Source organism: Sporosarcina aquimarina (assembly GCF_033253705.1).
Taxonomy (GTDB): Bacteria; Bacillota; Bacilli; order Bacillales_A; family Planococcaceae; genus Sporosarcina; species Sporosarcina aquimarina.
In genome coordinates this window covers 1-22711 of record NZ_JAUBDH010000008.1, presented here as the reverse complement: position 1 = coordinate 22711, position 22711 = coordinate 1, and the positions used below count along the sequence as shown (strand labels likewise).

The 22711-nt window shown below is 41.9% G+C and carries 24 protein-coding genes and 1 rRNA gene; 17 read left to right on the top strand and 8 right to left on the bottom strand.

The genetic code is table 11. From position 1 onward, the window contains the following. Positions 1 to 126: 126 nt before the first annotated feature. Entirely contained in the window at positions 127 to 300 is a 174-nt protein-coding gene (locus QT716_RS12505) for an SE1561 family protein (RefSeq protein WP_398293415.1), read from the bottom strand. Between the two features lie 288 nt (positions 301 to 588). After that, positions 589 to 975 (bottom strand): OsmC family protein, encoded by a 387-nt coding sequence (locus QT716_RS12500; RefSeq protein WP_317936410.1) that lies wholly within the window; start codon positions 973 to 975, stop codon positions 589 to 591. A 65-nt stretch (positions 976 to 1040) separates the two neighbouring features. On the opposite strand from QT716_RS12500, the gene QT716_RS12495 reads away from it, so the two are divergent. Further along, positions 1041 to 2219, top strand: a complete 1179-nt coding sequence (locus QT716_RS12495; protein WP_317936409.1) for an MFS transporter — start codon at positions 1041 to 1043, stop codon at positions 2217 to 2219. Positions 2220 to 2296: 77 nt separating this feature from the next. Here the strand turns inward: QT716_RS12495 and QT716_RS12490 are convergent, their stop codons facing one another. Continuing rightward, complete coding sequence (locus tag QT716_RS12490; RefSeq protein ID WP_317936408.1) at positions 2297 to 3103, bottom strand: polysaccharide deacetylase family protein; 807 nt, start codon at positions 3101 to 3103, stop codon at positions 2297 to 2299. Between the two features lie 58 nt (positions 3104 to 3161). Further along, a complete protein-coding gene (locus QT716_RS12485) occupies positions 3162 to 4061 on the bottom strand; it encodes a TIGR01777 family oxidoreductase (RefSeq protein WP_317936407.1) in 900 nt (299 codons plus the stop codon). A gap of 88 nt (positions 4062 to 4149) precedes the next feature. Here QT716_RS12485 and recX point away from each other — a divergent pair, with 88 nt between their 5' ends. Continuing rightward, entirely contained in the window at positions 4150 to 4962 is an 813-nt protein-coding gene (recX, locus tag QT716_RS12480; protein WP_317936406.1) for a recombination regulator RecX, read from the top strand. After that, positions 4952 to 5284 (top strand): YfhH family protein, encoded by a 333-nt coding sequence (locus QT716_RS12475; protein ID WP_317936405.1) that lies wholly within the window; start codon positions 4952 to 4954, stop codon positions 5282 to 5284. The genes recX and QT716_RS12475 overlap by 11 nt, the downstream gene beginning before the upstream one ends. Positions 5285 to 5295: 11 nt before the next feature. Here QT716_RS12475 and QT716_RS12470 read toward each other — a convergent pair whose 3' ends face one another. After that, entirely contained in the window at positions 5296 to 6279 is a 984-nt protein-coding gene (locus tag QT716_RS12470) for a metal-dependent hydrolase (RefSeq protein WP_317936404.1), read from the bottom strand. A gap of 117 nt (positions 6280 to 6396) precedes the next feature. Between QT716_RS12470 and mutY the strand changes: the two genes are divergently transcribed. From mutY to nikC, 9 genes are all read left to right on the top strand, one after another. Then, positions 6397 to 7455, top strand: a complete 1059-nt coding sequence (gene mutY / locus QT716_RS12465) for an A/G-specific adenine glycosylase (RefSeq protein WP_317936403.1) — start codon at positions 6397 to 6399, stop codon at positions 7453 to 7455. Between the two features lie 55 nt (positions 7456 to 7510). Beyond that, a complete protein-coding gene (locus QT716_RS12460) occupies positions 7511 to 7717 on the top strand; it encodes a gamma-type small acid-soluble spore protein (RefSeq protein WP_317936402.1) in 207 nt (68 codons plus the stop codon). 157 nt (positions 7718 to 7874) lie between these two features. Continuing rightward, positions 7875 to 8420: a nucleoside tri-diphosphate phosphatase gene (gene ntdP, locus QT716_RS12455; RefSeq protein ID WP_317936401.1), complete on the top strand. Its 546-nt coding sequence runs from the start codon at positions 7875 to 7877 to the stop codon at positions 8418 to 8420. A 52-nt stretch (positions 8421 to 8472) separates the two neighbouring features. After that, positions 8473 to 10218 carry an ABC transporter ATP-binding protein gene (locus tag QT716_RS12450; protein WP_317936400.1) on the top strand — a complete coding sequence of 582 codons (1746 nt, stop codon included), beginning with the start codon at positions 8473 to 8475 and terminating at the stop codon, positions 10216 to 10218. A 146-nt stretch (positions 10219 to 10364) separates the two neighbouring features. Continuing rightward, positions 10365 to 11387, top strand: a complete 1023-nt coding sequence (locus QT716_RS12445; RefSeq protein WP_317936399.1) for an ABC transporter ATP-binding protein — start codon at positions 10365 to 10367, stop codon at positions 11385 to 11387. Continuing rightward, on the top strand, positions 11359 to 12384 hold the full coding sequence (locus QT716_RS12440) for an ABC transporter ATP-binding protein (RefSeq protein ID WP_317936398.1): 1026 nt from the start codon (positions 11359 to 11361) through the stop codon (positions 12382 to 12384). The genes QT716_RS12445 and QT716_RS12440 overlap by 29 nt, the downstream gene beginning before the upstream one ends. Then, the gene (locus tag QT716_RS12435) at positions 12381 to 13997 is read left to right on the top strand and encodes an ABC transporter substrate-binding protein (RefSeq protein WP_317936397.1); all 1617 of its coding nucleotides are present in this window, start codon (positions 12381 to 12383) and stop codon (positions 13995 to 13997) included. The genes QT716_RS12440 and QT716_RS12435 overlap by 4 nt, the downstream gene beginning before the upstream one ends. A 120-nt stretch (positions 13998 to 14117) precedes the next feature. Further along, positions 14118 to 15122, top strand: a complete 1005-nt coding sequence (locus QT716_RS12430; protein ID WP_317936396.1) for an ABC transporter permease — start codon at positions 14118 to 14120, stop codon at positions 15120 to 15122. A gap of 17 nt (positions 15123 to 15139) precedes the next feature. Then, positions 15140 to 16036, top strand: a complete 897-nt coding sequence (nikC, locus tag QT716_RS12425) for a nickel transporter permease (RefSeq protein WP_317936395.1) — start codon at positions 15140 to 15142, stop codon at positions 16034 to 16036. 40 nt (positions 16037 to 16076) lie between these two features. Here the strand turns inward: nikC and QT716_RS12420 are convergent, their stop codons facing one another. Then, the gene (locus QT716_RS12420) at positions 16077 to 17162 is read right to left on the bottom strand and encodes an FUSC family protein (RefSeq protein WP_317936394.1); all 1086 of its coding nucleotides are present in this window, start codon (positions 17160 to 17162) and stop codon (positions 16077 to 16079) included. A 75-nt stretch (positions 17163 to 17237) separates the two neighbouring features. Further along, on the bottom strand, positions 17238 to 18527 hold the full coding sequence (locus QT716_RS12415) for a glutamate-1-semialdehyde 2,1-aminomutase (RefSeq protein ID WP_317936393.1): 1290 nt from the start codon (positions 18525 to 18527) through the stop codon (positions 17238 to 17240). 127 nt (positions 18528 to 18654) lie between these two features. On the opposite strand from QT716_RS12415, the gene bcp reads away from it, so the two are divergent. From bcp to perR, 3 genes are all read left to right on the top strand, one after another. After that, positions 18655 to 19149, top strand: coding sequence for a thioredoxin-dependent thiol peroxidase (bcp, locus tag QT716_RS12410; protein ID WP_317936392.1), 495 nt, complete (start codon positions 18655 to 18657; stop codon positions 19147 to 19149). After that, entirely contained in the window at positions 19146 to 20090 is a 945-nt protein-coding gene (locus QT716_RS12405; protein WP_317936390.1) for a D-2-hydroxyacid dehydrogenase, read from the top strand. The genes bcp and QT716_RS12405 overlap by 4 nt, the downstream gene beginning before the upstream one ends. A gap of 113 nt (positions 20091 to 20203) precedes the next feature. Then, positions 20204 to 20656: a peroxide-responsive transcriptional repressor PerR gene (gene perR / locus QT716_RS12400; RefSeq protein WP_317936389.1), complete on the top strand. Its 453-nt coding sequence runs from the start codon at positions 20204 to 20206 to the stop codon at positions 20654 to 20656. Positions 20657 to 20693: 37 nt separating this feature from the next. On the opposite strand, the gene QT716_RS12395 is transcribed toward perR, so the two are convergent. Continuing rightward, positions 20694 to 21050, bottom strand: coding sequence for a YgzB family protein (locus QT716_RS12395; protein ID WP_317936388.1), 357 nt, complete (start codon positions 21048 to 21050; stop codon positions 20694 to 20696). A gap of 128 nt (positions 21051 to 21178) precedes the next feature. Between QT716_RS12395 and QT716_RS12390 the strand changes: the two genes are divergently transcribed. Beyond that, positions 21179 to 22045 carry a nucleotidyltransferase-like protein gene (locus QT716_RS12390; protein ID WP_317936387.1) on the top strand — a complete coding sequence of 289 codons (867 nt, stop codon included), beginning with the start codon at positions 21179 to 21181 and terminating at the stop codon, positions 22043 to 22045. A gap of 542 nt (positions 22046 to 22587) precedes the next feature. After that, positions 22588 to 22711: ribosomal RNA gene (locus tag QT716_RS12385) — 16S ribosomal RNA — on the top strand; the annotation flags it as partial.

The window sequence follows — 22711 nt, the reverse complement described above, 5'->3', positions numbered from 1 at the left end:
GATATCTCTGAAGACCTAAGAAAATGAGAGATTGGAAACATAAATTAAAAGGTGCTGCCTCAAAAAGCCATTTTCATGACTTGATGTAGACAGCACCTTTAGCACTCAAGGAGCAATTCAATTGGATTACTTCAATTTTCCCATACGTACTTCTAAATCATCAACAAGACTAATGAGTCGGTCAATTTCTTCTAAGTCAGTAGTTTCAGGTTCAATTGAATCAAGAGTTTCTAAAAATTGATTGAGTCGAATTTTTAAATCATCTACTTGGTTAGATGGAGAGTTCTGAATGATCAACACCTCTTTCTATACCTTCAGTTTAACGGAAATAAGCAAACAGCACAATAAGTCGAAAATAAAATTCATTTTAACTATTCACAATTGAAAGTTAATGTGTTATGATGTAACTAATCTAATAAAGGAGGGAAGAACGAAGTATTCGTACAAGAAAAAGGAGGCGATTCGAAGACGTCTGGAAACGGAAATTCTATCGGCGAATTCGCAACAAACTTATGGATAATTTAATTTCAACATAAAGCCCGGCTCTCAGTGGATACATAAGAGGCCGGGTCTTTTTGTGTCTGAAAATTATTTTAAAATCTCAACCGTTTGTTCAATTTCAATACAATTCGCAACGGACTGATACATCGAACAGTTTTTGTGAGTTAGCTCTAAAATTTTGGGCATCTTTTCTTCTGTAAGACCATCCGCTTGAACAGTAATGTGATAATGGATCTTTTCTAGACGGCTTGCATCATCCTGCGAACGGACCACTTCTTTCACTTCAATCGTAATCGATTGAGCAGGCATCCGTTTCTTTTCCAATATTTTTCGCATGACTCCACCCGTACAAGCAGCAATAGATCCGACCATTAATTGGTAGGGACGGAATCCTTTTTCTTCATTAGAAGAGATTTCAAGCTTGCCGAATTCTGTTTCTGTTTCAAAACCGTATTCTGTCATTTCAAATTTCATTAATATTCCCTCCCTTTATATGCTATCATTATAGATGTTTTTGCGGAAAAAGGGGTGTTTGCTGATTGAACAACATTGAAACTAGACAAAAGCACCGGTTTTGGGTGCTCGTCATTATCGTGTCCATCTCTGGTTTTTCTCAAGGAATGTTGCTGCCGCTCATTTCGGCTATTTTTGAACAAGACGGTATCTCGGGAACTTTAAATGGACTGAATGCGACCGGCTTATACATAGGAACACTTTTAATATCTCCTTTCATGGAAGCACCGCTGCGAAAGTTTGGATACAAGCCCGTCATCATTGCGGGCGGTCTGATAGTCATGATTTCATTGCTCGCTTTTCCGTTATGGAAGAGTGTCTTATTTTGGTTTGTTCTTCGCTTATTCATCGGTATTGGTGACCATGCGCTGCATTTTGCGACGCAAACATGGGTGACGAGCACCGTTTCCCCAGACCGTCTAGGAAAAAGCATTTCCATCTATGGATTGTCTGTAGGCGTTGGATTCGCGATTGGTCCAATGTTCGTTCCGCTTGTGTCCATCAATGAAGGATTACCTTTTATTGTCTCAGCTTTCTTAACGTTATGCGCCTGGGGACTTGTGTTCACATTGAAAAATGACTTACCTGAAGTCATGGCAGGAACCGCTTCAGCAGGACATTTTGGAAAACGGGCAATTGCTACAATCGTAGTTGCATGGGTCGCCTTACTTGGGCCGTTTGCTTATGGATTTTTAGAATCCTCTTTAAATGCGATGTTTCCTGTTTTTGCACTTAGAAATGGAATTCCACTGACAATGGTGTCTTTGATCATTCCTGCTTTTGCATTCGGAGGGATTCTGTCTCAAATTCCACTTGGAATCTTGTCCGATAAAATCGGACGACGGCCCGTGTTGCTGCTCGGTCTAGGTGGCGGAATGCTTGCCTTCACTGGAGCTGCATTATTGAGCAGCTATGCATTTGCTATTATGGCGATGTTTTTCATAGGAGGAATTTTTTCCGGTTCGCTCTTTTCACTTGGGGTTGCCTATATGTCTGATCTGACACCTAAGCATTTACTTCCAACAGGTAACTTATTGTGTGGTATTTTCTTTAGTTTCGGCAGTTTAACCGGTCCAATATTAGGCGGATACGTTCTCGAAGCACACCAGCAAAGTTATCTTTTCTTGTTTGGTTTGTTGCTTGGAATCTTGTTTTTATTGACGATGACCGGGAAGAAGTCAATGAAGCATCGAGTTTCGAATTAACACTATCCTTACTTCACTTCTCAACGTTAAAAACAGAGACCGTCGATAAAGGTCTCTGTTTTTTGATGGATTACAATCTATTGGGCCATCCCGAGTTGAATGTCTTCGTATTCCATGACGAGTTCGTCCAAAGAACCGAACGAATACCCTTGTTTTTTAGCATCCCTTATGAAGTCTGGAAGTGCTTCTGCGTTATCGGAGGAGACGGTGTGCATGAGAATCACTGCTCCTGGATGCAGTTGATTCATCAGCTCGTTATAAGCAAAAGCCTTACCTTGGGGTTTATCCGCATACCAGTCGATGAAAGCTACAGACCAAAATATGTGACGGTAACCGAGTGAATTCCCTACGGCAAGCAATTCTTCGTTGAAGATACCTTCAGGTGGCCTTGCGTAAACAGTTCGTTTGACGCCAGTCGTCTTTTCCAGCAATTCGTCAAAACGCTGCCATTCATCCTGCATTTTTTCAGGACTCAATTTTGCCATGTTGGGGTGATCGAAAGAGTGATTGCCGATCCCATGTCCGTCTTTTACCATCCGTTTCACGAGTGGCGCGGCACTCTTTAAATAGTGCCCGGTCAAGAAGAACGTTGCAGGTGCATCTTCTTTTTTTAGGGTATCTAAAATACTCTCCGTTTCCCCGTTTTCATATCCGTTGTCAAACGTTAGATAAACGACTTTTTCGTCAGGTTTGCCTTTGTATATTGCTCCATACTCATTCAACATTGACTCTAAAACTGAACCCGCATTTGGTGGTTCACCGTTCGCTGATTTTTTAAAGCCCCAATGAAATTCTTCAGCATGTGCTGCAAAAGGATTGAAAGCAAGTCCAACCACGATCACGAAGGCAGCCATTAAAATTCCAGGACCATGTTGTTCCAACATAAAAAGCACACTCCTTTTCACATAGAGTGTGCTTTCAAGCTATTTCTATACACGAATCTTAAGTTAAAATGTTTTCAAGTGCAGGACGAATTGCAGGATAGTTGAAAGTGAAATTGCTGCTGTTCAGCTTCTCAGGCAGTACATGCTGTCCTTCCAATACGAGTTTACTTTTCTTACCAAGTGCGATTTTCATAGCGATGCTTGGTACGGGAAGCCAATGCGGCCGGTGCGTGACCGAACCAATGGCTTTGCCTAAATCAGACATTCGAACTGGAGCAGGCGCAGTTACATTAACTGGGCCATGTAAAGAAGGGGTTTGAATAGCAAAAGAAATGGCACGCACCACATCCTCCACATGGACCCATGAGATCCATTGCTGACCTGATCCGATCGGGCCGCCGGCGAACAGTTTATAAGGAAGGACGATAAGTGGCAAAGCACCGCCGCCTTTACCGAATACTGTGCCAAAACGTGTATAAACGACTCGAGTCCCGTATTCTTTCATTTTGGATGCTTTTTGTTCCCAGTCGTAAACTGTTTTACCTAGAAAATCATGCGCAACTTCTGTGGACTCTTCCGTGTATACATGCATTTCTGAAGTTGGATAGATTCCCACTGCACTCGCATTCACAAATACATCCGGCTTCTTACCAAGTGCATCCATAATGCGCAAAAGTTCGTCTGTTGCTTCCATTCGGCTGTTATAAATTTTTTCTTGATGCGCTTCTGACCAGCTGCCATCATTAATTGAAACGCCTGCCAAATTGATGACAGCATTAGGTGGTGTTATTTCTCTTTCAGGCGAAGAGTCTTTATGTAACCATTGAACGTATTGGATTCCGTTTTCTTTTTTAGATTCACTTCGAGTTAAAATTGTGAGATCGTGGCCTTCATCCATCAATAATTCAGTGAGGCGTGAACCGATGAAACCAGTACCGCCAGTTATTAAAATATCCATGTAGTAAGCTCCTTTCGAGAGTGGTGAAAACGGTTCAGCTGACCGACTTAATGAGAACAGGTATACTAGTAGTTAACGAGGTGATAATATGCCAGTCATTACGAAAATAACGCAACAGAAGAAGGACAAAGAACGCTACAATATCTTTTTAGATGATGTCTACACATTCAGTGTACACGAATCGAACCTAGTGAAGTTTGGATTGACCAAAGGGATGCAGCTAGACAATTGGGAAAAAGAAGACTTAGTCTATGAAGAAGAGATTCAGCGTGCTTTCAATCGAGCACTTCACTATCTCGGCTTTAGAATGAGAAGTGAATATGAAGTCAAAGAGAAGCTGCTTCAAGCTGAGTTTGGTGAGACAGTGATTAAGGAAGCTATTCTCAAGTTGAAAAGGTTAGGTTTTTTAGATGATCAAGCTTTTTCAGAAGCACTGCTTAGAACTCAAAAAAATACATCTGATAAGGGGCCGAATGCTATCAAACAGGAAATGAAGAAAAAAGGAATAGATCCTGAAATTCAAGATGAAGTTCTCGAGGAATATGACCCAGAAGAACAACTGGCGACTGCCACCCGATTAGCGGAAAAGGCAGCAAGTAAACATTCATCGATCGCTCCCGCACAACTCAAACAACGTATCCAAAACGCTTTACAGCGGAAAGGTTTTTCATTTGATATTATTAAAGAAGCGCTATCTAGAGTAGAATTTGAACCTGATGAGGATGAATGGACAGCCATAACTGAAACTACCGGTGAAAAAGCTTGGCGTCGGGTCAGCATTAAATACAAAGGATACGATCGTAAACGACGTGTAAAAGAATCCATGTACCGCAAAGGAATTCCATTCGATCGCATCGATGCGTTCATCGAAAAAAAGGAGCTTGAAGAAGATGGAGAATGAAAAGAAATATAGTCAAATGACTGAGCAAGAGCTGCGTACTGAAATTGCCAAACTGATGGAGAAGGCAAGAAAAGCAGAACAGCTTGGAATCTTGAATGAGTATGCCGTTTACCAACGAAAAGCAGTAATGGCACAATCTTATTTGGTGGATCCAGCCACAATCATCCCCGGAGAAATCTATAAAATCCAGGGAGATGAGGGCTATTTTTTCAAAGTCGATTATTTAAAAGGCCGTTTTGCATGGGGATATCGCATGGGCGGCGACTTAGCCGCGGAAGCATTGCCTATTGCCATGCTTTCATCAGCAAAAACAGGTAAGTAACTTTCAATTACTTAGGATTCTTCTACGAAGTTCAGTTTCTTTTTCAACTTGTCTTCAGAGAAAATCCAACCTGTATATGAATTCACAACAGTTAAGTCTTCATCAACATGTGCTACTGCAACAAACGGATAGAACGTTTTACTGCGGTAGCGCAAATCGATTAGACGAACTTCCGTTAACACATCGACTTTGCTGATTTCCCACCGGTAAATGGGGGAAAATGATACGAAAGCGGCAACGTTTTTGTCTGTCAACGCAGCTGCAACGTAAGGTGAATCAGGTAATGGTTTTTTGTCGAATCGATCGTAAATATTAACGGATCGACCGTATGCTCTGCCTACGTAGTGGTCTTTTTCTGTGGAAGCTGCAATTCTCCATTGAAAAAAACGCATAGTTGGAGCGACGTAAACTTCGACAGCATTCGGTATTGTATTGTAAACTGCACGTTTTACAGCGCCGCGAACGGCGAATCGCAGCAAATAATAAACGAATACAACGCCGTACAGAATACTCATTGTCAGAACGGGAGGAGCCCCGAACAACCAAGCGGCAATGGCCACGACATGCAATCCGAAAATTATAGGATCAAATGTATTGATAACACTTAAGGCGACCCATTTTTGTGAAAACGGCCGAAGAGCCTGTGTGCCATAAGAATTAAAGATATCCACAAAAACATGGATGAATACCGCTAGAAAAGTCCATGCCCATAGATGAATATAATTCGCATTCGGAACGAAAAGTGATAAGACGATGGATATAAGAATCGGCCATAATAATACTGCCGGAACAGAATGTGTTATGCCTCTATGGTTCCGTATATAAACTGCATTATTTCGTAATTTTAAAACTGTATCTGTATCTGGTGCCAGTGAACCCAGCATGATGCCAGCAAATACTGGTCCCATCGTTGCTGAATGTGACGCAACTACAGGATCTGCCATTGCAAGTCCACTAATTGCGATACCCATTGCAATATGTGTTCCTGTGTCCACTACATCACCCCTTTGTTTTGAAAATACATACTGAAGTTTCAATTCAGCAGTTCTCTTAATATTATATACCCAAATTTGAACAACCTAAAAGTAATAAACGATTGAAGGAGTTAAAGCATGCAAATCATCCAGAAAAAAGAATTTAACGAACTGCTACTTGCTTGGTATCATCGCGAGAAGCGCGACTTACCATGGCGGCATACTTCAAATCCCTATTACATTTGGATATCAGAAGTGATGCTCCAGCAAACACGGGTAGATACCGTGATTCCTTATTATGAACGTTTTATATCCTCATTTCCAACAATGGAGTGTTTAGCTGATGCTGAAGAGGAACACGTATTGAAGCATTGGGAAGGTCTTGGTTATTATTCCCGAGTTCGTAATTTACAAGCAGGTGTAAAAGAGGTCGTGGAAAATTACGGCAGTGTCATTCCGCAAACGCGGTCTGAAATTTTGAATTTAAAAGGTATCGGACCATACACGGCTGGAGCGGTACTCAGTATTGCTTACGGAGTTCCAGAACATGCAGTGGACGGCAATGTAATGAGAGTGTTTTCCAGATTGTTTTTAATAGAAGAAGACATTGCGCTGCCTAAAACGAAAAAGATATTTGAACAGCGGGTTATGGAAGTGATTGACGAAACAGATCCTTCATCGTTTAATCAGGCCATCATGGAGCTAGGGGCAACGATTTGTACACCGAAACCACGCTGTTTACTTTGTCCAGTAAGAGAGTTTTGTGATGCATTTGAAGAAGGAGTCCAAGAAAGCCTTCCCATAAAGACGAAAAAGATGAAAAAGAAAGTGGTGTCTATTCATTCTTTTGCAATCCAAGAACCAGGGGGTCAGTGGTTACTAAGAAAACGTCCTTCAGGTGGTTTGCTTGGAGACTTTTGGGAGTTCCCACAAATAGAGACTGCTAATCAGGACACCATTCAACAGGAAATGAAAGACAACACAGGTCTTATACTCGATTTAAATGAAGAGTATGTCCATTTCAAGCATGTCTTTTCCCATGTAACATGGGAAGTAACAGGGCACTTTGCAATCCTTCAGGATGCGTCACCTCTCCCTGAAGGATATCGTTTTTTCTCAGAAGAGGAATTACGTGCGATTCCACAATCGAAACCAATGAGTAAAATTTTAGCCGCGCTCGGAAAATATTTTTTTTAGGACAGGATAATTTTCATCCAGCTGGATATGCTAGTTGTTACGGAGGTGAATATCCATGACAACAAACAACCAGCGGAATCAGAAAAACAACCAGCAAGAGCAATACAAACAACAAAACCAACAAAACAATCCGCTCATGAACGAAGAGTTTGGAGCCGAAACAGATGTGCAGCATGTTAAGCAGCAAAACCAGCAGGCTGAAGCGAATAAGCAACAAGCTTCTGGTAAATATGCGAACAAGTACGGGAACCAAACAAAGTAATTGGATAAACACCACCGGAACCGGCAGAGGAAATAGTCCTCTGCCGGCTTTTATTTGACTGCAGGGTCAATCATTTTCTATTTTTAACTTGCATTGGTATAATGTTGTGATAAGAATAGAACGGGAAATTATGGGGGATAAAAAGGTGGTAGTAAATATGGAAATTCCAAAAGAAGGGGAAATTGTACAAGTACATAGTTATAAGCATAATGGACATATCCACAGAGTTTGGCAGGAAACGATGGTTTTAAAAGGGACTCGCAACATAATAATCGGCGCCAATGACCGTACGCTCGTGACTGAATCAGATGGACGAACGTGGATTACGCGTGAACCTTCCATCTGCTATTTTCATGCAGAGCGCTGGTTTAATATCATTTGCATGCTGCGCGAGGATGGTGTGTATTACTATGTCAACATCAGCTCTCCATTTGTTTTTGACAACAATTCCATAAAATATATCGATTATGATTTAGACGTTAAAGTGTTCCCAGACATGAGCTATCTCATATTAGATGAGGATGAATACGCTGATCATAAGAAGAAGATGGGTTACCCTGAAGTCATTGATAAAATTTTAAGACGCAACCTGGAAACGCTTTTGAGTTGGATCAAACAACGCAAAGGCCCATTTGCTCCAGACTTTATAAACGTCTGGACCTCAAGGTACGAGTTTTACAAAAATTTAAAGCACGAAGAATAAGTAGCCGGGCTGCGCTGTATCGCGGCTGGCTTTTTTAAATAGGAGGGATGGAATGGGTCCTAGTATTAAACGCTATTTAAAGTTCGTCAAACCATATAATTGGCAAATTATATTAACGGTCTTGATAGGGATAGTGAAATTTGCAATTCCGCTATTCCTTCCTTTTCTCATTAAAATCGTAATTGACGATGTCATCGGTTCAACTACAATGACACCAGACGAAAAAACGATGCAGTTATTTTACTGGTTAGGCGGAACAGCTCTGGTCTTCTTCATCGTCCGGCCTCCTGTTGAATACTACCGGCAATATTTAGCACAATTAGTCAGCAACAAAATATTATATGATATCCGTCAAAGTCTATATGGACATTTACAAAAACTCAGCTTGCGTTTCTATACAGAAACACGTGCTGGGGAAGTTATTTCAAGAGTCATTAACGACGTGGAACAAACAAAGAATTTCGTCATGATCGGCTTAATGAATGTTTGGCTGGACCTTGCAACGATTCTGATTGCTATTTCGATTATGTTGACGCTGGACGTTCCGTTAACACTAGTAACACTTTTTGCATTCCCTTTCTACGCATATAGTGTAAAACACTTCTTTGGTAAACTGCGGATTTTGACAAGGGAGCGTTCACAAGCTTTGGCAAACGTTCAAAGTTATTTACATGAGCGAGTTGCAGGTGTCAGCGTCATTAAAAGTTTTTCTTTAGAGGATAAAGAACAAAAACGTTTTGATGAAACAAATGGTGAGTTTTTGGATAAGGCAATTGAGCACACCAGATGGAATGCAAAAGCATTTGCTGTTGTAAATACTATTACAGACGTTGCTCCGCTGCTTGTTATCACTTATGCGGGGTACCATGTTATTCACGGCAATCTTTCTGTAGGTACAATGGTTGCCTTCATCGCCTATATCGATCGGCTGTACAATCCGTTGCGGCGTCTAGTAAACGCCTCGACATCACTTACCCAATCTTTTGCTTCTATGGACCGGGTGTTTGAACTTATGGAAGAGCCATACGAAGTCACTGACAAAAACGACGCCCAAGCTCTTCCGAGAATTCAAGGAGAGATTCAATTCGATCATGTGAATTTTGCTTATGAAAAAGAAGGCTTTCCGATTTTGAAAGATATGAACTTTACAGTGAATCCTGGAGAAACGGTTGCGCTTGTTGGGATGAGTGGCGGAGGAAAGTCAACGATTGTCAGCTTAATACCCCGCTTTTACGATGTAACGGGTGGGGCTATCAAGATAGATGGTCATGATTTACGCGGTATTCAAACGAAAACACTTCGTGACCAAATTGGAATGGTGCTGCAAGATAGTATTTTGTTCAGCGATTCTGTTCGCAGTAATATTTTAATGGGTAAACCTGATGCGACTGATGAAGAAGTAATCGCTGCGGCACAAGCTGCAAATGCACATGACTTCATAATGGAACTTCCGGAAGGATACGATACAACAGTTGGAGAACGCGGAGTTAAACTTTCCGGCGGACAAAAACAACGACTTTCTATAGCGCGTGTATTTTTAAAGAATCCTCCAATGCTAATATTGGATGAGGCAACATCGGCACTCGATTTAGAAAGTGAAGCACTAATTCAAGACTCATTGAATCGACTTGCACACGATCGAACGACAGTGATCGTGGCGCACAGACTTTCGACTATTACACATGCAGACAAAATATTGGTAATCGATCATGGAGAACTGAAAGAACAAGGAACACATGCAGAGCTTATGCAAAAGCAAGGAACGTACTACGACCTATTTCAAGTTCAATCCATATAATTTCTATACTAGGCAATTGGGAAACTACTTCCCAATTGTCTATTTTTTTTGATAGTCAGAAAATTTCCTTGATTTAAGTCTGAAAAAACGTATAATATTGAATAGAAGTTATGTTTAGAAAAATAGTATTGGGAGAGGGCGGTACCATGAGCGAACGAAAAAAGGTCTTAGATGTGAAAGACTTGCAGACCACTTTCTTTACAGACTCAGGAGAAATTCCCGCAGTGGATCACGTAGATTTCCATGTAAAAGAAGGGGAAGTACTCGGAATTGTAGGGGAATCCGGATGTGGAAAAAGCGTTACCTCGCTTTCAGTGATGGGTCTAGTGCCGAAACCTCCTGGTAAAATTACGGGTGGCGAAATACTATTTCAAGGTAACGATTTACTGAAGAAAAGTGAGAAAGAAATGCGATACATACGTGGCAACGATATTGCGATGATCTTCCAAGAACCGATGACCTCTTTGAATCCATTATTCACAATCGGTAACCAAATGTCCGAAGCAATTTTACTCCATGAAAAGAAATGGTCTAAGAAAAAAGCGAAAGCCAAAGCTATTGAAATGTTGAAACTGGTAGGTTTGCCCCGCGCAGATGAATTGATAAACGAGTATCCTCATCAGCTGTCTGGCGGAATGCGACAAAGAGTGATGATAGCGATGGCGCTTGTATGCGATCCAAAACTACTGATTGCAGATGAGCCGACTACTGCATTAGACGTAACGATTCAAGCTCAGATTTTGAAGTTGATGAAAGACTTGAATACACGGCTAGATACAGCGATTATGCTGATTACACACGACCTAGGTGTCGTAGCTGAGACATGTGAGCGTGTCATTGTCATGTATGCGGGTCAAGTTATCGAAGAAGCGCCGGTAAAAAAGATTTTTGAAAATCCTCAGCATCCCTATACAAAAGGTCTCATTCAATCTGTTCCAGATATGCGTTACAAAAAAGATCGCCTATTCTCGATTCGTGGAAACGTTCCGAAACCTGGTTCAATTAAAAAAGGATGTAAATTTGCAGCTCGCTGTGAGTTCGCGTTCGACCGGTGCCTGGCGGAAAATCCTGAGCTGATTCACACAGAAACAGGCCATCAAACAAGATGCTTCTTATACAGTGAGGAAGGAGTGACTCAAGATGGACCAAAAGCCTTTGTTGAAAGTTGAAGGTCTTAAAAAGTATTTCCCTATTAAAAAAGGCATGCTCGGCCGAACCACTGGTTATGTAAAAGCGGTCGACGACATATCGTTTTATGTGAACAAGGGAGAAACTCTAGGAATTGTTGGGGAAAGCGGCTGCGGTAAGTCGACGACGGGAAGGGTGCTCATGAGACTGCTGGAACCTACCGAAGGTACAGTAGAATTTGACGGAAAAGAGTTGACCTCTTTATCCACCTCAGAAATGAGAAAGATGCGCCGTGATATTCAAATGGTTTTCCAAGATCCATATGCATCGTTAAATCCGAGACATACAATCGGGAAAATTCTAGAAGAACCGCTTCTTGTTCATGGAATTTCCGATGCGAAAGAACGGAGAAAGTCCGTAGTGAAGTTCTTGGAAATCGTTGGATTGAATGCTTATCACGCAAAACGATATCCCCACCAATTTAGTGGTGGACAGCGTCAACGGATTGGGATTGCTCGTGCACTGATGACCAATCCCAAGCTTATTATTGCAGATGAGCCTGTATCTGCGCTTGATGTCTCCATCCAAGCTCAAGTACTGAATTTAATGCAGGACCTACAGAAAGAATTCGATTTGACGTATATCTTCATAGCGCATGATCTTGGCGTCGTCCGACACATCAGTGATCGGGTCGGTGTGATGTATTTAGGTAAGATGGTTGAGATCGCACCAAGTGAGCAGTTGTATGCAAACCCTCTCCATCCTTACACACAAGCGCTGCTATCTGCAGTGCCTGTACCAGATCCGGATTATGTAAAAGAACAAGTGCTGATTGATGGTGATATACCCAGTCCGGCAAATCCGCCTTCAGGGTGTACGTTCCATACACGCTGTCCGTTTAAAATGGATATTTGTACGAAAGTTTCCCCGAAATTGGTCGAACGTGAGAATGGTCAATCTGTCGCTTGCCACCTTTACAGTGGGCAAGAAGGCACTGACATAGAAATGAAAGAAAAAGAGATGGAGGGGTCTGTATGAGGAAAGGGAAATTATGGTCACTTGCTCTCGTAATGCTTCTTGTTCTTTCTACTGCACTAGCTGCTTGTGGAAATGACGACAGCGATGAGGGCGCGAAAGAAGATGGTGGGAAAGCGAGTGCGAAGGAGAAGACGTTAGTATTTGGTCGCGGGGGCGATTCAACTTCTCTAGATCCGTCTCGTGTAACTGAAGGAGAGACATTTAAAGTAACAGTCAACCTTTTCGAAACGCTTGTAAACTTCGGTGAGGAAGATACAACGATTCAGCCGGGTCTTGCTAAAGAGTGGGAGCCATCTGAAGACGGTTTGACGTATACATTCAAGTTAGAAGAAGGCGTTAAGTTCCATGATGGAACAGACTTCAACGCTGACGCAGTTGTTGCGAACTTTGAACGTTGGGCAAGCGGGGATGCTGAAATGTTCCCATACTATAGCTCGATGTTTGGTGGATTTGAAGGAGACGAAGATGCAGTTATCGAATCCGTGACAGCTGAAGATGAAAACACAGTTGTTTTCAAACTAAAGCGTCCGCAAGCGCCATTCTTGAAAAACCTAGCTATGAGCATGTTCGCAATCGCAAGCCCTGAAGCTTATGCAAAAGGGGACGACGAGTTTGCGCGTAATCCAGTAGGAACTGGTCCATTCAAGTTTGTAGAATGGAAAGCGAATGATTCCATTACAATTGAAAAGAACGCAGATTACTGGCAAGAAGGACTTCCTAAGTTGGACAAAGTCGTATTCCGCGCAATTCCTGACAACGCGGCACGTTTGAATGCATTGACTACAGGAGAAATTGACCTGGCTGATGGCATCAACCCTGCTGATGGTGCGAAAATCGAAGGAGATTCAAAACTTCAATTGTTCGAACGTCCATCTATGAACGTTGGATACTTGGGACTTACAGTAACACGTCCTCCATTTGATAAGAAAGAAGTACGCCAGGCGATGAACTACGCAATCGATAAGCAGACTATCATCGAATCATTTTTCGAAGGACGTGCAGAATCAGCGAAAAACCCAATGCCTTCTTCAATCTCAGGTTACAACGATGATATTGAAGAATATGCATATGATCCAGAAAAAGCAAAAGAATTGTTGAAAGAAGCTGGACTTGAAGACGGATTTGACATGGAACTATGGGCAATGCCAGTTCCTCGTCCGTACATGCCGGACGGCACAAAAGTCGCAGAAGTTATCCAAAGTAATTTGGCTGATGTCGGCATTAAAGCAAAAATCGTTTCATACGAGTGGGCAACTTATCTAGACAAAGCAAGTAAGGGTGAAGCAGATGCCTTCATGCTTGGATGGACAGGGGATAATGGCGACGCCGACAACTTCCTTTATGTTCTGCTTGATGAAGACAACATCGGAAGCAACAACTACACGTACTTCAAAAATGAAGAAACCCATAAGTTATTCCTTGAAGCACAAACAGAAGTTGACGAAGATAAGCGTAATGAGCTTTACATGAAAGCACAAGAAATTCTTCACGAAGAAGCACCGTGGGTACCACTTGCTCACTCAACACCACTACTTGGCGGAGCAGCAGATCTTACTGGATTTGTGCCACACCCAACTGGTTCTGACTTACTTTCGAACGTAGACTTCAAGTAAGTATGTAATGCACATGTAAAAGTGAAGGGGGGAGGCCATTCGCCATATCCCCCTTTCCTGTTTTTTAAAAATGATTGTGCTGCATGCGAACGAAAAAAAGAGCCATGAGAGGTGAACCGAATGCTCAGTTACATAGGAAAACGATTGTTTCAACTAATCCCCGTATTACTAGGGATGACGTTTGTGGTATTCATGATGATTCGCGCGATACCTGGAAACCCTGCACAAACAATTTTAGGTCAACAAGCTACACCTGAGGCGGTCGCTGCACTCAACGCGAAATTAGGTCTTGACCAGCCATGGTATACACAATTTTTCAGTTATCTAAAGGGGCTTTTTACTGGTGATCTAGGTGAATCGATGAGAACAAAATTACCGGTTGCTGATGAAATTTGGCCCTATCTTGCTGCAACACTTGAACTTGCTTTGTTTGCCATGATTATTGCAGTAGTAATCGGCATCAATGCGGGAATCATTTCTGCTTGGTTCCAAAACTCTTGGTTCGATTATACAGCAATGATTTTAGCCCTTGTAGGTGTATCGATGCCGATCTTTTGGCTTGGCTTGCTTGGCCAATGGGCGTTCTCCATTGAACTTCAATGGCTGCCGACAACAGGTCGGGAACAAGTACGAGATCCGGTCTCGCCCATTACGAATTTGTATATGATTGACGCCATGCTCAATGGCAGGTTTGATCAGCTATGGATTGTGTTTAAACATTTAATACTTCCAGGCTTGGCGCTGGCAACTATTCCAATGGCGATTATTGCACGAATGACTCGTTCTAGTATGTTGGAAGTAATGCGTTCTGATTATATACGAACTGCTCGGGCGAAAGGTCAAAAAATGTTTTGGGTCGTTTACAAGCATGCTTTAAAAAATGCAATTATTCCGGTATTGACGATTGTAGGATTACAGATGGGAATGCTTTTAGGCGGAGCGATTCTAACAGAAACAATCTTTGCTTGGCCGGGAATTGGACGCTATATTTATGACGCTATCAATTATCGTGATTATCCGGTCATTCAATCAGGAATTTTAGTCGTTGCGTTCTTCTTTGTAATGATTAACCTAATCGTTGACTTGCTCTATGGCGTCATTGATCCGAGGATAAAATATGATTGAGGAAGGAGGTTGGAACCATGTCTGAACTAACCCCGAAGGTTGATGGAATTGCAGAAGCGCAGCTTGAAAAAGAATCAGGACCTTGGCGTGATGCGTGGAGGGGATTTCGAAAGAGTAAAGTAGCTGTTGTTGGAATGGCGGTTGTTATCTTCTTTATCCTTATCGCGGTTTTTGCTCCTTGGATTGCCTCTCAAGGTATCAATGATCAGAATATGGCTGACCGGCTCCATCCACCTTCTGCCGAATACTGGTTTGGAACGGATGATTTTGGTCGGGATATACTTTCACGAATTATACATGGTGCTCGAATTTCACTAGCTGTTGGATTCTTCTCGGTAATCGGATCGGTTGTTGTCGGCAGTATCCTTGGTATTATCGCAGGATACTATGGCCGATGGGTGGATGTCATTATTTCTCGTATTTTTGACATTATGCTCGCGTTTCCATCTATCTTACTTGCCATTGCGATTGTTGCAGTACTCGGGCCGAGTTTACGAAATGCCTTGATCGCCATTGCAACCATCAACGTACCGAACTTCGGCCGACTGATACGCTCAAAAGTTCTTAGTATTAAAGAAGATGAATACATTACATCAGCGAAAGCGATCGGAATGAAGGATGCAAGGATACTGTTCTCGCACATTCTGCCAAACTCTATGGCACCGGTTATTGTTCAAGGGACGCTCGCAATCGCAACTGCAATTCTAGAGGCGGCTGCACTTGGTTTCCTAGGATTGGGTGCACAGGCACCACAACCGGAGTGGGGGAAGATGTTAGCGGATTCAAAAGATTATTTACAATCAGCTCCTTGGACGATGATTTTTCCAGGACTTGCGATTATGCTCACTGTATTAGGATTCAACTTAATGGGAGACGGATTGCGTGATGCGCTGGATCCGAAAATGAAAAGCTAATACGAAAAAACTAGCGGCCTTAAACGAGGCCGCTAGTTTTTCAATAGATTTCATCATCAAATTTAGTATTTGCTTCACTGTCGTATCTCCGTTGATACGTCACAACCAGGCTGTCCAAATGTTCCAGCTGCTCTTCGTAGTTAAGGATGGAAGACAAAATATGAAGCAAATAGTAAGTGGAGAATTCTTCTTTCTCCTCTTTAGATAACGCAATTTCATTCAAAAAGATATCCATCACTTCATGGCGCTGAATGTATTCGTCATGAAGCCCCGTACTCATCTGATCTGCTTTCAGCTTTCCTACGAACTTCAAGTGAAGCTGTTCGTGATACGTGAGTAACGCATCCAGTCTTTCTTGAATCATCATTTTAAATTGCTCTGGTAAAACACCGAGTTCGTTTTCGTGCAGATGAAGTTTCTTGAGCACTTGTAAACTGGCATTTGAAGTGACAATCATTTGACGATACAGGACAAGTTTTCGTGCTTTGGCATATTGGTTCTTTTTTAAATAATATCGTTCTTCTTTATAAAGAGCATATAACTGATCGATTTTAGTCAGTTGGTCTCTTGAATTTACAATGACATTTTTAGTAGCAAGGTAATCTGATGCTTGTCGTCCGGTTAAACGGATCCAGCGGATAATTTCGTCCTGCACCTGATGAATGGATTGAAATAGCTTTACTTCATACTTTGGCGGCAAGAATACCAAATTCACTAAGAACGCTGCCAATACTCCAATTAGTATTGTTAATACACGAAGTGATGCAAATAAGAGAAATGAATCTCCCTGAACTTCCATAACCGCAACCATCGTAACTAGTGATATGCCGATCGACTTCTCAAGACCGAGTTTTAGCATAATCAAAATAACAATCACAGCTGCAAGCCCGACAATGACCAGCTGATGGCCGAAAATAAGAACAAAGACAACTGCAACTGTTGCACCGATTAAGTTACCTTGGATGCGTTCAATAACTTGTAAATAAGACCTGTAAATGCTTGGTTGGATTGCGAAAATGGCAGCAATTCCTGCGAATACAGGATTGGGCAGGTTGAGCAATTGGGCAAGGAATAATGAGAACACAATTGCAATACCCGTTTTTACACTTCGGGCACCAAGTTTCATGAATGTATTCCTCTCTTCATCGGTCTCTTTTGCGCTACTTTACAATAAATGCCGGTACTGGTCAATAGGTGATTCTTAGAGTAATTCTGCAAACGCAAGATCTACTGCTACTAAAGTATCTTGAATATCTTTTTCTGTATGTGCAGATGTGATGAACCAAGCTTCATACTTAGATGGTGCCAGGTTCACTCCGTTTTTAAGAAGCAGTTTGAAAAACTTACCGAATCGTTCACCATCAGTTGCTTCGGCTTGGTCGTAGTTTTCAATAGTTACGTCTGTAAAGAATACTGTTAATGCTCCGCCTTTGCGGTTGATGGTAATCGGAACATGATGTTTTTGTGCCGATTGAAGAATTCCTTCTTCTAACATTGCACCGAGGCGATCTAACTCTGCATAAAGACCTGGTGTTTGGAGTACTTCCAAACATGCAATTCCTGAAAGCATGGATGCCGGATTTCCTGCCATTGTTCCTGCTTGATAGGCTGGACCGAGAGGGGCAACATTGTCCATAATTTCTGTTCTGCCGCCATAAGCGCCAATCGGCAGGCCGCCGCCGATAATTTTACCAAGGGCCATTAAGTCAGGTGTCAAGCCTAGAAGTTCTGAGGCTGATCCATAATGGAAACGGAATGCTGTAATGACTTCATCGTAGACGATAAGAGCACCTTTCTCTTTAGCGATTTCATGCACTAATGGAAGAAAGCCTTCTTGAGGTTCTACGATACCGAAGTTCCCGACTATCGGTTCAACTAAGATGCAAGCAATTTCTTCTCCCCAACGGTCCATTGCTTCTTTAAATGCTTCTGGATTATTGAAAGGAATCGTGATAACTTCTTCAGCAATTGTTTTAGGAACCCCTGCTGAATCGGGTGTACCTAAAGTTGCGGGACCAGATCCTGCTGCAACAAGCACAAGATCCGAATGGCCGTGGTAACAGCCTGCGAATTTCATGATTTTTGTACGGCCTGTATATGCTCTTGAAACACGTATCGTTGTCATGACAGCTTCAGTTCCGGAATTGACGAATCGGACTTTGTCCAATCCTGGAATTGCGTCTTTGATCATTTTTGCGAATTTCACTTCGTGCTTGGTAGGAGTTCCATAGAGCAATCCGTTTTCTGCAGCTTTTGTCACTGCAGCTGTTATATGGGGGTGAGCATGCCCTGTGATGATAGGACCATAAGCGCCTAAATAGTCAATGTACTTATTTCCATCCACATCCCAGAAATAAGGACCTTCTCCACGTTCCATTACTGTAGGAGCACCGCCGCCTACTGCTTTATAGCCTCGCGATGGGCTGTTCACTCCGCCTACAATATGCTCGCATGCTTCTGCGTAAATCATTTCTGAATTCGATCGTTCCATATTTATTCCTCCGTTCAAATAACTTCTTTACCATTTTACCTAAGATTAGACGAAACACCAAAGGAATTGAAAAAGACGGATTAGTCCGATACTATTATAGGAAGGAATCCGATAGGGGGAATGGAAAATGTCGACGCTTGAAGGAATGCACGCACCGGAATTTTCATTACAGAACGAAAGTGGCGAATGGGTATCCCTTTCAGATTATACGGGGAAGAAGCATGTCGTTCTTTACTTTTATCCAAAGGATGCAACGCCAGGTTGTACACTGCAAGCACAAACGTTCAGAGACAATTACGAGGATTTTGCTGAACGTGATACCGTAATTTTAGGTGTTAGCCCTGATGATGAAGTTTCTCATGAGAAATTCAGCAGTAAGCAGCAGCTTCCTTTTTCTCTTCTATCTGACACAGAGCATGCCGTAGCCGAGAAGTACGGCGTATGGAAATTGAAGAAATCTTTTGGTAAAGAATATATGGGAATCGAACGCTCTACGTTCTTAATCGATCCAACAGGAACGGTTGTGAAAGAATGGCGTAAAGTAAAAGTAGACGGTCATATTGACGAGGTCTATCAAACTTTGCTTCAAGTTCTTAATGAAGGGCTTGGTGATTCAAAATGACGAATGTGTTGTTGACCTTCCCGATTAAGGAGCGGTTCAGGAATGCTTTAAAAGATCAATTCCCGAAGGTTAACTTTGACTTTTCGGATACGATTGAAGGAGCGGACGAGAAAGAAGTAGAGATACTCGTTACATATGGTTCGGATTTAACAGAGAAAGTCTTAGATGGACTGACCGAATTAAAGTGGGTAATGGTTGCTTCTGCAGGCGTAGACCAAATGCCGCTGGCCGGATTAGGAGAACGGGGAATACTCGTCACGAATGTTAGCGGGATTCACAAAACTCCTATGGCGGAATCCATTCTTGCACACATCCTTTCATTAAATCGAGCACTTCCGATTATTCAGGAACAGCAAAAACAGAAAATCTGGGAGAAGATGAAGTCAAATGAGTTGAAAGGTTCAACCGCACTCATTTTAGGTCCAGGTTCAATTGGTGGGGAAGTAGGCAGATTACTTCAAGCTTTCGGAGTGAATACGATTGGGTGCAGTCGATCTGGAAATAGACATGATGGAATGCATGAGGATATTCTTTTTAATGAGATTGAGAATACGTTGCCTAGGGCAGATTACGTCATATCAGTTTTACCTAGTACATCCGAAACACGCTGGTTATTGGACGAATCCCATTTTGAGAAAATGAAAAAGACTGCTGTTTTTATGAACTTTGGACGCGGGGATCTAGTGCGTGAACGAGTAGTCGTTCACGCACTTCAAAACGAACAGATCGCTCATGCAGTTTTAGACGTTTTTGAGCAAGAGCCTCTGCCGTCGGACAGTCCTCTTTGGGAACTGTCCAACTGTACTGTATCTCCTCATGTATCTGCCCTTTCGGCAAAATATGTGGAACGTGCGTTAGAGATTTTTAAAGAGAATCTTGAAATGTGGCTTTCGGGTGATGAAGGATACAAGAACGTAATTGAAACAGATCGAGGATATTGATGGGATATCGGCTCGCTTATTAATCCGGATTGGTTGACAGCCTACACCTTTTTAAGTAAACTAATTATAATGATTATAAATTAGTAATCCTTATGGAATAGAGGTGTTCGTTTATGTCTGGTGCTATGCTTAAAGATGCGCTAGTTACATTAAAGGAGAGCGGTGTCAGGATTACTCCGCAACGACATGCCATTTTAGAATTCCTCATTTCTTCTGAATCCCATCCAACGGCGGATGAAATTTACAAAGCACTCGAAAAGGATTTTCCAAATATGAGTGTTGCGACAGTCTACAATAATCTGCGCGTATTCAAAAATTCCGGTCTCGTAAAGGAATTAACTTATGGAGATGCATCCAGCAGATTCGATTTTGTAACACATGACCACTATCACATCATTTGCGATGAATGTGGAAGTATTGTCGATTTTCATCATCCGGGACTTGAAGAAGTAGAGCGTTTGGCTTCCTATGTAACCGGTTTTAAAGTGAATTCTCACCGATTAGAAGTATATGGAGTATGTCCTGCGTGTGAGGCTAAATCAGGTCACGCCGCAACAGCTTATTAAAAAACACCCATTTCTCAACTGAGAAATGGGTGTTTTTTTAATTCTTTTCGCTTTTTCGCTTATTATATAGTTCATCAAATTCTTTACCTTCAAGAGTAGGATCTAAAGTAAGCGGTTCTCTGCAGTGTCCGCACATATCGACTCGTCCAAGCATCTTAGTTTGCTTGCCGCAGTTCGGACAAACAATCTGCACGGCTCGCGTGGATAGCGTTCCTATCCATGCATATACGACAACACTTGCTAAAATACTAATGACACCGATTACCATGAACAACAGCATGATAATTTCGTACTTTCTAAAAAACAAACCGATATACATAACAATCACACCGATAAAGATAAGTGAAAGGGCAAATGATCGGATACGATTGATTTTATTCTTGTAAGGTTTCACTACAAGACCTCCTTATGATTCGCTCTCTTAATATAGCATAGAATCAACTGAAGCAACATAGGAGTCTCTCAGAAGGAGGATTTCATGGTGCCGCTGGCGAACATACTAGCATCTAGGGAGGAATTACAATGGAACAAACACTTAGACCCATCTATCAAGAAAGAGCTAGTTCTCCTGATACATTAGGGGTGCTGCTGGTAAGTAAGCGCTGGGAAGGCGATCCGCTAACTGATACATTCGATGAGATTCTGCTAATTATCTCGTCTTCTAACACAATCCCAATCCAAACAAAACATTACACAGACGGTGAAGAGAAATCAGCACTTCATATTATTAGTGAAAATCAGCTGAAGAAGTGGTTATTGTTAGGTACTAAACGAAAAGTCGTCGATTGGCTTTTTTACGGAAAAGTTTTCTTTGATCGTAATGAGTATGTGGAAAGCTTAAAAGCTGAACTAAGAGAATACCCTTTCTTCGGCAGAGATTTAAAAATGGGAATTGAACTGGCGAAATTAGTAAGACGGTATATGGAAGGAAAGACTTTTTACGAACAACATCATTATATGGATGCTTATCATCATGCTGTGCAGTCGCTTCATCATCTGGCACGTTTATCTGTGATTGAAAAAGGAATCCTTCCAGAAGTGACTGTATGGTCACAAGTTAAGAAAATCGATCCTTCTATATATAAACTCTATGAAGAACTGATAATGAGTGACGAGCCAATCGAAAAAAGATTAGAATTAATGTTTCTAGCAAGTGAATTCTTTATCCACAACCGAACTGATTATGGAGCACGGCACATTATTAATGTGATGGCGCAAAAGAAGACGTGGACCATACAAGAACTTCATGAACACGAAGAACTGAAAATGTATTCAGTCGATCTTGAGATGCTTATTGAATTCTTAATAGAGAAAAACATTATTAAGGTAGAGTGTGTGGATTCAAAAAATGAGTTTCTATATCATCGAATGTACAGCGTAATTGATTAACAGCCGTTAACAACGGCTGTTTTTTCCTGCCCAAGTATTGATGTTAAAGGGTTTCTAAACTTTTTTAGAAAAAGTGTTGACGCGGAATTGGATTCGATGGTATTATAGTTCTTGTCGCCGCGGAGGTAACTAACTAGCATTGTTAGCCACTGAAACGAGCGTAAAAATTTTTTCAAAAATAACTTGACTGAGTTTATCAGACATGTTAAGATAATCAAGTCGCTTCGAGAGAACGGCGACATGAACCTTGAAAACTGAACAGCAAAATGTCAACGAATTATCGTTTGGGAAACCGGCTTTGCCGGCGGAACGAACACAAACAGATCGAACGATCTGATAGACATCTTAAATGATGCCAGTACGAATTGAGCAATCAATTCTTCTATAGCATTTCATTTATCTTTGATGAGTGGAATGTCTGAGTGCCGAGGCATGGTGCAGCACTAGGATGCGATCGAACGAAGAAGGGAGCGCACTAACGTACGTGACCGACTGAGAGAGTGAAGCAGACGACGTGATGTGCTATGCATCGGTGCTCAGAACTTATGGAGAGTTTGATCCTGGCTCAGGACGAACGCTGGCGGCATGCCTAATACATGCAAGTCGAGCGAATCAATAGGAGCTTGCTCCTTGAGATTAGCGGCGGACGGGTGAGTAACACGTGGG